The organism is Shewanella sp. HL-SH2 (genome assembly GCF_051164935.1).
Taxonomy (GTDB): domain Bacteria; phylum Pseudomonadota; class Gammaproteobacteria; order Enterobacterales; family Shewanellaceae; genus Shewanella; species Shewanella glacialimarina.
Genome location: NZ_CP195035.1, coordinates 1,304,787 through 1,317,711, shown reverse-complemented (window position 1 = coordinate 1,317,711; position 12,925 = coordinate 1,304,787). Strand labels below are relative to the sequence as shown.

The 12,925-nt window shown below is 40.2% G+C and carries 10 protein-coding genes and 1 pseudogene; all 11 read right to left on the bottom strand.

Going from position 1 to position 12,925, the window contains the following annotated elements:
- Nucleotides 1–69: 69 nt before the first annotated feature.
- Nucleotides 70–2,250, bottom strand: a complete 2,181-nt coding sequence (locus ACRWP9_RS05770; RefSeq protein WP_434928323.1) for an OsmC domain/YcaO domain-containing protein — start codon at nt 2,248–2,250, stop codon at nt 70–72.
- Nucleotides 2,251–2,433: 183 nt separating this feature from the next.
- The gene (locus tag ACRWP9_RS05765; protein ID WP_434928322.1) at nt 2,434–2,664 is read right to left on the bottom strand and encodes a hypothetical protein; all 231 of its coding nucleotides are present in this window, start codon (nt 2,662–2,664) and stop codon (nt 2,434–2,436) included.
- 138 nt (nt 2,665–2,802) lie between these two features.
- Nucleotides 2,803–3,450: a flavin reductase family protein gene (locus tag ACRWP9_RS05760; RefSeq protein ID WP_434928321.1), complete on the bottom strand. Its 648-nt coding sequence runs from the start codon at nt 3,448–3,450 to the stop codon at nt 2,803–2,805.
- Between the two features lie 45 nt (nt 3,451–3,495).
- Nucleotides 3,496–5,064 (bottom strand): cryptochrome/photolyase family protein, encoded by a 1,569-nt coding sequence (locus ACRWP9_RS05755; RefSeq protein WP_434928320.1) that lies wholly within the window; start codon nt 5,062–5,064, stop codon nt 3,496–3,498.
- A 125-nt stretch (nt 5,065–5,189) separates the two neighbouring features.
- Nucleotides 5,190–5,321, bottom strand: a pseudogene (locus tag ACRWP9_RS05750) (DUF2256 domain-containing protein); the annotation flags it as partial.
- On the bottom strand, nt 5,322–6,773 hold the full coding sequence (locus ACRWP9_RS05745) for a deoxyribodipyrimidine photo-lyase/cryptochrome family protein (RefSeq protein WP_434928319.1): 1,452 nt from the start codon (nt 6,771–6,773) through the stop codon (nt 5,322–5,324).
- Entirely contained in the window at nt 6,773–8,140 is a 1,368-nt protein-coding gene (locus tag ACRWP9_RS05740; protein ID WP_434928318.1) for a DASH family cryptochrome, read from the bottom strand. The genes ACRWP9_RS05745 and ACRWP9_RS05740 overlap by 1 nt, the downstream gene beginning before the upstream one ends.
- 200 nt (nt 8,141–8,340) lie before the next feature.
- Complete coding sequence (rluF, locus tag ACRWP9_RS05735) at nt 8,341–9,273, bottom strand: 23S rRNA pseudouridine(2604) synthase RluF (protein WP_434928317.1); 933 nt, start codon at nt 9,271–9,273, stop codon at nt 8,341–8,343.
- A gap of 507 nt (nt 9,274–9,780) precedes the next feature.
- Entirely contained in the window at nt 9,781–9,990 is a 210-nt protein-coding gene (gene cspE / locus ACRWP9_RS05730) for a transcription antiterminator/RNA stability regulator CspE (protein ID WP_226411051.1), read from the bottom strand.
- A 663-nt stretch (nt 9,991–10,653) separates the two neighbouring features.
- On the bottom strand, nt 10,654–11,151 hold the full coding sequence (locus ACRWP9_RS05725) for a VF530 family DNA-binding protein (RefSeq protein WP_434928316.1): 498 nt from the start codon (nt 11,149–11,151) through the stop codon (nt 10,654–10,656).
- A gap of 247 nt (nt 11,152–11,398) precedes the next feature.
- Complete coding sequence (locus ACRWP9_RS05720; RefSeq protein ID WP_434928315.1) at nt 11,399–12,838, bottom strand: methyl-accepting chemotaxis protein; 1,440 nt, start codon at nt 12,836–12,838, stop codon at nt 11,399–11,401.
- Between the last annotated feature and the right edge of the window lie 87 nt (nt 12,839–12,925).

Below are 12,925 nucleotides of genomic sequence, written 5' to 3'. Positions count from 1 at the left end.
AAAAAATGCCAGCGGTAACTTAAACGTTATCGCTGGCATTTTTTATTATGTTTAATTATTTTTTCATGCTTATAACTTTTGCTGACGCGCTTGATGAAGCTTCTTGTAGCTTTCAATCAGCCTTAAATGCGGCTCGATCCCTTCTAAATTGATACTGGTTTTAGTTAAACCATAAAAACGTACCTTGCCCGAGACAGACCCAACCACATTCTCCATTACCTCAGCACCAAACATTCTATTAAAGTTACCGATAAAGTGTTCTAGCGCTAAGTCTTCATCTAAGGTCACTTCAAGCACGGCATTGACTGCTTGATAGAATAAGCGGCGTTGTACAGTATTGTCATTAAACTGCAAAAACTCCTCGACTAATTCCAGGGCATCTTCATGCTGTCCTAGTGCCAAGTAAATCATTATTTTGAGTTCAATAATGGTTAGCTGCCCCCAAACCGTATTCTCATCAAAAACGATACCAATTAAGGTACCAATATCTGTCTGGTTATCAAGCTGGCTTTCTTCTAAACGATTAACTAACTTGCCTAGGGCTTTAGTGCTTAACGAGTGCAGGTTTAAAATATCCTCACGATAAGCAAGCGACTTATTGGTGTTGTCCCATATTAAGTCATCCACTGGGTAAACTTCGGAATATTCCGGCACTAATATACGGCAAGCTGAAGCGCCTAATTCAGTAAATTCAGCGATATACACTTCTTTACCCATAGCGTCTAAAATACCGAACAGTCCACTCGCTTCTTCTTCACTGGTGCCGGAGAAATCCCATTCACAGAACTCATAGTCATACTTGCTGCTAAAGAAGCGCCAAGATATTACCCCTGTTGAATCAATAAAGTGCTCAACAAAGTTTTCAGGTTCAGTCACTGCCATACTATTAAATGTTGGTTTTGGCACATCGTTTAAGCCTTCAAAACTGCGCCCTTGTAACAGCTCAGTTAAGCTACGTTCTAGCGCCACTTCAAAGCTTGGGTGTGCTCCAAACGAGGCGAATACACCACCGGTTCTTGGATTCATTAAGGTCACACACATCACCGGGAATTGGCCTCCTAATGACGCATCTTTCACCACAATAGGGAAGCCTTGTTCTTCCAAGCCTTTAATGCCCGCTAGAATGCTAGGGTACTTTTCAAGTACCGACATTGGCACATCTGGTAGCACTATTTCTTGCTCAATGATTTGACGCTTTACTGCGCGTTCAAAAATTTCAGATAAACACTGCACATGGGCTTCTTGTAGGTTATTACCCGCGCTCATGCCATTACTTAAAAACAAATTTTCGATTAGATTAGACGGGAAATATACCGTTTCACCATCAGACTGACGCGTATAAGGAATAGCACAAATACCGCGAGCAATATTGCCTGAGTTAGTATCAATTAGGTGCGAGCCATTTAGCTCTTCATCTGGATTATAAATATCTAAACAATACTCATCTAATAGGCCGGTTGGTAGTGAGTCATCCTCTTCTAAAGCAAACCATTTCTCATTCGGATAATGGACAAATTCGCTATTGGCGATCTCAACACCATAGAATTGATCATTGTAGAAAAAGTTATTGTTTAAACGCTCAATAAACTCGCCCAAGGCTGAACACAGTGCGCTTTCTTTGGTGGCGCCTTTACCATTGGTAAAACACATAGGTGATGCAGCATCACGAATATGCAAAGACCACACATTTGGCACTATGTTACGCCACGATGAAATCTCAATTTTCATCCCAAGGTCAGCTAACATGGTGGTCATGTTTTGAATAGTTTGTTCAAGGGGTAAGTCTTTACCTAAAATAAAGGTACTGGAATCGCCTTCAACTTGCCCCATCAACATTGCGTTGGCATCGGCATCGAGATTTTCAACGGTTTCAATTTTAAATTCTGGACCTGTTTGCACCACTTTCTTCACGGTACAGCGATCGATTGAACGCAAGATCCCTTCGCGATCTTTATCAGAAATATCAGCAGGCAGCTCTACTTGAATTTGGAAAATTTGGTTATAGCGATCTTCAGGATCAACAATATTGTTTTGCGACAATCTGATATTTTCAGTCGATATATCACGCGCTTTACAGTACACCTTAATAAAATAGGCGGCACATAATGCAGACGAAGCTAGGAAGTAATCAAAAGGACTCGGCGCAGAACCATCACCCTTATAGCGAATAGGTTGATCAGCCGTGACGGTAAAGTCATCGAACTTGGCTTCTAGTCTTAAATTGTCGAGAAAATTTACTTTGATTTCCATTGAATACGCCTACAGTCATTCACGGCCAAACGGCCAAATTATCTAATTAAGATGAATTATCGGTGTTTTTGGCCCAATAGTCTTGGGTTTATTCAACAAAAAGTTTGAATTAAGCTGATAACAGCAAAGCATAATGGGAAAGATCAAAATAGAGCTGCAACATACTATGGGACATTAATACTTTTATTTTTGCTTTTCTGACTCTCTCATCACCAAAAGAAACGTAAGGTACATTTTAGTGGGCAATGACAGCACCATGCCAAAGGCAACGCACATGGCGCTGATAATAATGCCTTTTACGCCCATGGCTTCAACGGTTTCACTGAAGTTGTGCAGATAAATACCCGTCAGAATTAAGCTAATTCCTATCGTTATACTGGTTTTTAGTAACAAGATAAGCCTAGCATCAGTCACTTTTATCTCTTAATTTTAAGGATTACGTATAACTAATATAGTGCCCTTAAATGACCAATGCCACCGTGATTCAGATCATGCCAGTAACTTTCTAACTTAGCTTAATAACTTGACTTAAACTTTGTATTTGATGGATGGTTAATCACCATCAACGGATAACAGGGATAAATCTTGATCGGGTTTAGCATAACTTAAACGACTTAATCGCTTGGTAGTGTGATAGCCATCAAGCCCGGATACCGCAACGGTTTCCAGTGACTCTATATCAAGATAGCCATCGGCTTTTAACGCTTGTTCAACAAATAAAACGTGGCTGATTTCACCAATCACTAAAATGGTGTTATTAATGGCGAGCGGGATAATCTCACGCACTTGCAAAGAAAACTTCAGCCGACTTTGTGCCACAAATGGCGCAGCAACACCGTCAATGTATTCAGCGGTTAAGCCCACTTGTTCAAATTCAGACACACCAACATCATAACGGGCGGAAGTTTGATGAGCCTGCTTATAAATCTGTGCCGAAACCTGATTAATAGTATAAACCCCAGTTTGTTTAATGTTGTCTAAGGTATCTCTAGGCACACCATCGGGGCGGATAATCATTCCCATTAATGCGGGATCTGCACCAATATGAAACGCTGAGCTAATCATAGATAAATTAGTTATGCCCTTTGCGTCTTGAGTGCCTACTAAATTGGCACTCTTAAAGCCCGATAAGCTGTTAATAAAACGTGCTCTAAAACGTGGTTCTAGCGCGGTTATATCTTCAGAAGTTAAGTGTTTCATTAATGGTTTATCCTAAATTAACAGGCAGATAGTATCTATTATGTCTTATAGCGCTGATAAATTAGCCAATAAGTGTTCCGCATGGTCTAAAATAATCTGGCGATCTTCCGCTGGTTTTTTTAACCAATTGCCGTAAACCATTTTAGTGCGTGGATTTGCGCTAAAGTCATTTTGATGCCGGCTCATAAAGTGCCAATATAATGAGTTCAGCGGACAAGCATTGGCGCCGTGCGCCTTAGTGACTTGATAGACACAGTCACCGCAGTAATCACTCATTTTATTAATGTAGTTACCACTGGCCGCATAGGCTTTCGATCCTACAATACCGCCATCAGCAAATTGACTCATGCCTCTGGTATTGGGCATTTCAACCCACTCAATAGCATCGATATAAATGCCTAAATACCAAGCATCGACCTCATCGGGTTGAATGCCGGCGATTAAACAAAAGTTGCCTGTGACCATCAGGCGTTGAATATGATGTGCATGGGCATATTCAAGCGATTGCTTGATTGCATGGTGCTGGCAATTCATTTTAGTATTGCCGGTCCAAAACCAATCGGGTAGCGACCTTGATGCGCCAAGTGCATTTAACGTCGAATAGTTCGGCATATTGGTCCAGTAAATCCCCCTCACAAACTCGCGCCAACCGATTATTTGCCTCACAAAGCCTTCTATTTGCGCTAGGGTTATTTCGCCATTAGACGACTCAAAATGTGCAATAGCGGTATTAACAACGCATTGGGGACTGATCATTTTAGTATTAAGGGCGAAGGACAACCTTGAATGATAAAGGCTCCACTGCTTAGATTCACCCAAAGTATCTAATTTAGCCGTCATTGCATCTTGAAACTGTCCGAATCTGACTAAACAAAAGCGGCAAAAATGATCTAAAAGTGATAATGCTTGTTGCCGGTTGACTGGCCACAACAAGGTGGTATTCACTTCACCTAGGGTATGGATGTTATGCCGTTGAATTCGTTCCCATATTGATGTGACATCATTACTAAATAACAAGGGTTCAGGTACAGAAACAAAGTCTTTGGGTTTTAATTTTTGACGATTTTGCTGATCGAAATTCCATTGGCCTCCAGTAGGTTCAGTCCCTTGCATCATCACATTAAATCGTAGTCGCATTTTACGGTAAAAGTGTTCTAGCCGATGTTTTTTATCCTGCTGAAAATAGTCAGACAACTCAGCATCCGTTAAATAAAAATGCTCGGTCTCATAAGAGGTTGCTGTGATAGTTAACCCTTGAGTAAAAGTATCAAGTTGCTTGCGTAAGCGGTATTCATCAGCAAGTTGATATTCAAATTCTGTAACACTGTAACGCTGAAATAAGGCCGTCAGTAATGCTGGTAAGTCTTGATATTGCGCAGTGTCATCTAAGGTTAGGTGCAATACACGATGGCCCACCTGTTCAAGTGCGCTGGCAAATTGTGACATAGCAGCAAAAAAGGCTGATATTTTTTGGGCATGATGCTGGGTATAACTGGCTTCTTGGTGCAGCTCGGCAATAACATATAAAGTATGTTGATCTTTTTCACGAAACCAAGAATGCGAGGCATTAAGTTGGTCGCCTAAAATTAACCGCAACCTTTTTGCTGACTTCATCTCTCACTCCGGTTCACTGTCTGAATGGGCATTATTTCATCTATTCTGGTGTTAATACTACTGGGCTTATCGGGGCGCAAATTAGCATGTTCAACATCGCTACCCTCAGTTAGGTTTGGGAGTATAGCTTTACGTTCACCAGCGCAGCGTTTAGAACAATATTTAACGTTTTGCCAATCCTTTTGCCATTTTTTACGCCAGTTAAATGGACGTAAACACACCAAACATATCTTAGACGGAAGCTGGGATTTTTTCATCTAATCTGGCCTCACATGACGTTGCAAAAGTCGATAAGCTTCCCGCTTAACCTCAGGCTTAGTGCGCCACTGCCAAAGTAAACTTTGGGCCGATTTATAGGTTTCACCTAAGTCGACTATCGGTGCAGGATAATCTGTACCTATGTTAACTTGATACATCATTTGCTCCATGGCAGATAACTGCCAAGGTGAATGAATTAAAGGTGCAGGTATTTCGGCAAGTTCTGGCACCCAACGTTTAACAAATTCACCTTGAGGATCTTTTTCCAGCCCTTGCTTAACAGGACTATAAATCCGAATAGTATTAATACCGGTCACCCCAGCTTGCATCTGAAATTGGCTGTAATGTATACCTGGCTCAAAATCTAAGAATAACCGCGCTAAATGTTTAACCCCTAAACGCCAATCTATTTGCAGATGATGAGTTAAAAAACTAACTAACATGGCGCGCATTCTAAAATTAATATAACCGGTATGATGCAAGCAGCGCATACAAGCATCAACCATAGGCACGCCAGTTTGACCTTGCTCCCATGCAAGCAGCTTATTATCAGCATCATCACCGTGAGCACGTGGTAGGTTGGTATAACCTCGATTTACTGGACGAAATTCCATCTCAGATTCACTTTCAAACTTCTGAATAAAATGACAATGCCAATGTAATCTCGAACTCAGTGCCACTAAGCTTCGCCGCCAGCCTTTGGTATGCCAATGACTAAGCAGATGCTGATAAACTTGACGCAGACTGATATTACCCCAGGCAAGATAACTGGATAAACGTGAGCAATGCTGCTGGCTCAGTTCTGGGCTAGACAAACTATAGGCATAAGACTGACCACGACCTTGAAAAAATGATTCAAGCGTTTGCCATGCCATGTTTTCGCCCCCAAGTTGAAAGTCACCTTTGTCCTGGTTAAAGTGTTGCGCAACATCAGCCAGCGAATGGCAAGCAAGCGGCTCTATTAGCCATTTTACTGTGGCTAAGTTTATCGACTCAAATTGATAACGCATCACCTGTTGCCAGTACTTATCCCAATGTTGACGATTAGGTAAACCGCGAATAACCGCCGCATAGGGCGTTTCATACCAAGCAATATCTTCTATATCGCACCAATGTTTAATATCAATATCACGATCAAAGGTCACCTTTAGACCCACTTCTTGATGGGAAAATAACTGCGTAATACCATACTTATGGTGCAAATCAGACAAAGTTTGTATGGCTGGATCTGCACTGCACAGTAAACTGCCTTGGGGCAACTTAGTTTGCATATCAGTCAGAGATTCAATAATAAATTGCCAGTGCCTTGCCGAATAATGTGGGTCATTAACTAAAATTGGCTCAAAGCAATAAACCAGCAGCACCGGTAAGCCGCTATTAATTGCATTAACTAAAGGCTGATGATCAGATAGTCTTAAATCTCGTTTTAACCATACAACGGCTATAGACATTAACTTTCCTCTGAAGACATTTCAGCAGACATTGGCCAATCTGCAGCATCAACTGAATCTAAATGACACACTCCCTGCTCGCCCTGCCATTTTTGAATAAATACATTGTCCGGATCATATGTTTTACTTTGTTTGGCGATATTAAAATGACGACCACCTCTTGGATCTGCACCCACACCTGCAATGTATTGCCAATTACCCCAGTTTGAAGCGACATCATAATCGATAAGCTGTTTTTCAAAATATGCCGCGCCATAGCGCCAATCAACGCCTAACTCGTTGACCAGACAACTGGCGACAATTTGCCTGCCCCGGTTGGACATATATCCAGTGGCATTGAGTTGCTTCATACAGGCATTAACTAACGGATACGGTGTTGTGCCATGGCACCACTTTTGAAAACGTTCAGGAAAGTAACTGGTTAAAGGCGCGGTTTGTTTGCCTCCTTTGAAGTTAAATAATTGCGTTTCTAGCCTCAAGGCTAACCAATGGAAATATTCTCGCCAAAGTAATTCAAAGCCTATCCAATAGGTAGAATCATTAGCACCATGTTGATCTTCATATTGACGGACAGCAGTCCAAATTTGGCGAGCAGAAAGATTACCATGGGCTAAAAAAGGGCTAAATTTAGTCGAGTTATCAAAACCATCCAGCTCATTACGCGTCACCTTATATGTGCTGGGTAAATCGCTACTGAAGTAGTGATGTAAATGCTTGAGCGCACTTAGCTCGCCACCTAACATCAATGACTTTTGTTGATGCTGACTTGCCAAAACTAAAGGCAATCCCATTTGGTGTTGATCAAACAAAGCTGTGTCAATAATGAATGGATTAGGCAGTGTATCTAACCAGGTTTGGCAACATTGAGACACTTCAAGACGGTATTTTTCCACCTTGCGCCTGAACTGCGAGAAACTCGAAAACTCAGTATCGAATTCATTCATTTGCTCATAACTGAATAAGCTATCACTCCACTCTGACACAAACTTCACTTGTGTTAGCTTTTGCTTTAGTCGCTGCCAAAGTTTGATTTCATTCCAACCGACATTATCTGAATAACCGACTAAGTTAATTTTGTTTGATTGCACAATATGAGAAATCACCACATCATGTTTGCCATAACAAACATGCAGTTGGTGACCCAAAAGGCTAAGTTGACTGCGGAGATCGTCAAGCGACTGCAGTATAAAATCAAGTCGATGCTGGCCGATAGAAGTTTGCTGGTAGTTATTCGCTTTCAATAACATAGGGTCAAACACATACACAAAAGCGATTTCAGTGCTTTGACGGGTCAAGGCACTCAAAGCAAGGTTATCTTTTAATCTTAAGTCGTTGGTAAAACAAAACAAGCCGCGATATGAAGACAAGTCATACTCACAATGTCAGTGAAACATAATTGTTGTACGAGCTAAATTAAAAAAAAGTTTAGTCTTGTGAGTCTATATGGTGTCAGTTTCTATTGATTAATGTGCTGAAAATTATTATCTATCCAAGGCTGCGTTAATCCGCTCATTAAAAAAGGCCATCAATTTTAGTTGATGGCCTTTAAAGTATTCAATTTGAGCGATTAACGCTTAGGCTTCCTAGACGGGCTAGGTTTACCTTTGCCGTTTTGTGCCTGACCTTTAGTTTGCCCCCTTGGCGCTCCTTTTGCCTGACCTTTATGTTTTGTGCTGCGATTATGCTGCATGAAGTGTTCTGGCCCTTCAATTTTATCGCGCAATGATTCGGTTTTAGGCTTAGGTTTTGGCTTTTTCTTGGCCACAGACTTTTTATCTTCTGATGATGAGTCTTTTATCATCTCAAACAACACATCGAGTTCTTGCTTATCTAAATCGCGCCACTCACCAATAGGTAATCCCTTAAGGCTAACATTCATGATTTGTTGGCGTTCAAGCTTAGTCACTTCAAAACCAAAATGCTCACACATACGTCGAATTTGACGGTTTAATCCCTGTACAAGTACAATTTTAAAAGCATAAGGTGCAACTTGTTCAACTTTACACTTTTTCGTTACTACACCAAGAATAGGTACACCTGCAGCCATACCTTTAATAAAGCTATCGGTAATCGGTTTATTAACCGTAACCACATACTCTTTGTCGTGATTATTACCTGCCCGAAGGATTTTATTAACCAAGTCACCGTTATTCGTCAAAAAGATTAACCCTTGCGAGTCTTTATCTAACCGACCAATAGGAAAAATACGTGTTGAATGATTAACAAAATCAACAATATTGTCGCGTTCAGTTCCTTCTGTAGTACTAACAATGCCCACTGGTTTATTCAGCGCAATAAATACCAGGTCTTCAGCATCCTTAGGTTCGATATCGTGACCATTAACCTTAACTTTATCGCCAGCGTTAACATGATCGCCTACCTGGGCACGCTTACCGTTAATAAATACATTACCTTGCTCAATATAACGGTCGGCATCACGTCTTGAGCAAATGCCACTTTCGCTGATGTATTTATTTAGGCGGATAGCTGAATCTGTCACTTTAGAATTCCTATGGGTAAAATTTGTCAATCAATGCCGTTATATGCTCATGATGTCAACACAGTAAAAATCAACATTACAGAGGTATCAATATAAGGATCAATACAAGGCTTAACGTCGATGCTGAGTTTATCAATTTTTAGATGCCTTGCATAAGCCTGAATACACAATAATGAGGAAATTGAAGTTGCAACAAATACCTGAGGCTATTCGCCCTAAAAGTAACCGGTATATGTGAGCTACATAGGGGCATCAAATGATTTATGCCATCACAACAAGCGATAACTTAAGGAAACGTCGTAATTAAACAGTGGTAATAATGTGGGGGGAGTATTAATAGGTTTAAAATAGACTTGCTGAAATAGAACAGTTAACAATAAATGGGCTTAAAATAGGATGTACTGGCAGTAGATTTGCCGGAGAAAGTCTTACTTAATGTCAAATTTTAGGCAAAAAAAAGCGCAAACAGCCGCTAGACTATTTGCGCTATCTTACTAAAGTAAGAACTTACTCAGCAGTAACGTTAGCTGCTTGAGGACCTTTTTGGCCTTGTTCTACTTCGAAAGATACTTTTTGGCCTTCAGCTAAAGTTTTGAAACCATCTGAAGTGATTGAACGGAAATGAACGAAAACGTCCGCGCCGCCGTTATCAGGAGTAATAAAGCCAAAACCTTTATCTTCGTTAAACCATTTTACTAAACCAGTTGTTTTAGACATTTTGTGTCCCTTATATAATAATTAATAAATCTATCGCGAAAATGCGATGCACTGAAGCTTGAATTATTGAATGTGACTATAAAGCTAAGGGAAACACTGTGGATAACAACGATAAAACGAAGAGATCTAAAGCTTTTCTTTTACTTAATATTCATTAATAACTCTGTTTGCCAGAGCAGGCTACATAATACCTCAGTTTTGATTATTGTAAAGACTTAATTAGTGCAAATTTATAAATACACCGTCTTTATTTTAAGGCAATACAATCAAACTGCTGCAATACAATGATAACAAGCTCTCTCGCCTAAACATTCTAGTACAGAGAATTCGGTCTTTCCATTTCTTTGTTGCACTATTTTTAAGGGAACAACCCTTGTTTTAACAATGTGCCTCAAACTGAAAAACTGAAGAAGCTCTGATTAGCCATATAATTCATGGAATTGGTGAAATTTGTCTTACTAGAGTGCAGATATAGCTATCCATTACGGATACTTATTATAGGAATACAAAAATAGCGGATAAAAAAGTAGGTCATAGAAAAGTAGCGAATAAAAAAACGCTACTTTTTGTTTATATTAATTAACTAGGTTGATTAAACCTGCGCAAGTTTAGCAACCAACTAGACAAATCAGTTGCTAAATTAAAAGGCCTGTTAGCTAAAAACTAATTACCCCAAGGATTTTTAGGGTCTTGCGATGGCGCTGGTCGATTGCTACTAGAACGTTTGTTCTGTGCATAAGCGTCTTGGGTTCTTGGCTTATCTTTACCATATTTAGGGCGACTATTATTTCGCTTCATCTCTTGATAATCCGATGTCGCTTTGTCACGCATCTCAGCAACTAATTCCACAGTTAGCTCTTGAGGTTTACGCGGCATAATGCCATCAAAAAATCCGCGTTCTCGAGGTTTTAACTCAAACTGCGCCGCACTGCCTTTAGGCATACGTTTAAAACGATAAAGGTAAAAGTTTTCTACGCGTTCCCTAGCCCATTCAGTCTTTTTTAAAAACTTCACAGCGGCTTCCATACTTGGGTTAGTATGAAAACACTCTAAACGCAGTGCTGCGTAAAGGATTTTCCAATCGTAAAAGTCAACTAGCTCTGTCACCATGGTTTCTAATTTTAAACCATGTAGTGGGTTATTCTGTTGTAATTCAATCATAAAGAGTTCCAATAACCGAATTTTCGGTTTTTTTGTAGCAAAAACGACAACGGTATCAATATCAATCTATTCAATATGAGCCGCCGAATACGCCTATGATAGCAAATAATCATATCACTCAGCCATCATCCTTATCTCAGCGAACCGCTAATATAAAAATAGCTTAGATATAAAATCTAAGCTATTGCAATCATATGAGTAAAACCCTTATCAGAGTACCCCCCATATTAAGCGGCCCAAAAGAGGCCTATGCTGTGTGGTAATGCTCTAAAATTTTACCTAAACTTTCTGATGCTTTAGATAAATCTTTAACACTATTTGACGACTGCTTTGCCAGGTCTTTAATTGTATTGGCTTTTTGACGGATATCGCTTAGCTCCGATGCAATATCATTTGCGACTGCACTTTGCTGCTGCGATGATGCTGCAATCTGGAAGCTCATATCGATGACGACTTGAGAAGACTCGTTAATTGAACTGACATCGGTACCAATAAGACTCACAAGCTCGCTACTGGTCTGTGCTTGCTTAACAGTATTCTGAGTAATACGGTCCATATTGTTGGTTTCTGATTGTAAGTTTTCAATCATAGTATGAATTTCTACCGTTGCAGCCTGAGTTCTACTGGCTAGGGTACGGACTTCATCGGCCACTACCGCAAAACCACGCCCCATTTCGCCTGCGCGCGCAGCTTCAATAGCAGCATTTAACGCCAATAAATTAGTTTGCTGGGAAATAGCATTAATAGTAGTGATGACATCATTAATATTAACCGCGTTTGTTTTTAGCGTATTAACTGACTCAGAGGTTTGCTCAATAAGCACTGATAATTGCTCAATCTCACTAATCGCTTTTTGGACTCGCTCAAAGCTTTGACTAATAGATTTTGAGTTTTGCTCAACTTGACTGACTGATTTCTGCGAGATGCTAGACACCTCGGCAGCAGAAGCTGTCATTTCCTCCATTGCCGTAGCAACCGAATCAAGAGATGAATACTGGTGATCAATTTGCAATTCGCTTTCATGGTTTACATTGGCAAACGAATTTGAAGTACTGTTTAATGTTTTAGCATTCGCTTTAACTGTAGTGACCAGTTCACTTAATGTATCCATGGCTTTATCAAGTGCACAACCAATGGTACCAAACTCATCCCGGCCAGGATGGAAACCTAATCGAGAGGTAAGATTACCCTTGCCAATGTTTTCGGTCGTATTCCAAAGCACCCACAGCGCCCCGCCAATAAAGGTAGCATTCCAGTAAGTAATTAACCCGAAAGGCAATAGCCATAACAGGGTTAAAAACGCACTCGTTAACGCATCACTTTTAGCGGCGGCTTCTTGATTGGCAAAAGCTTCAGTCAAAGCGTAATTCTCACCAGATGTTGCACGCATAACAGCAGTGATGGAGTCTCGGTTACGGCTTGACTGAGATAAGCCTGTAGTTTGAATATTTAATTTATCTAACTTATCTGTTTGTTCAGCACCATCAGTCGCTTGCAAAATACCTTTTAATTGGCTTTCAAGCATAAATTGTGACTGCTGCTCTATTAGGTTGATATTGTCTTGATAACGAAAAGTCGCTAGGCTGATTATTGCAAGTGCAAAGACACCAAATATGACCCAAAATTTGTCATTAATAGACATTTTAATAAATATTTTATCAATACTACGAAAATCAACTTCTTTCATACTTCAGTCCAACTCTTTAGTGATGACGGCATTTATGCAATCTTAGATTAAAAATGTACAAATGACAGCAAGGATAAATATAATATC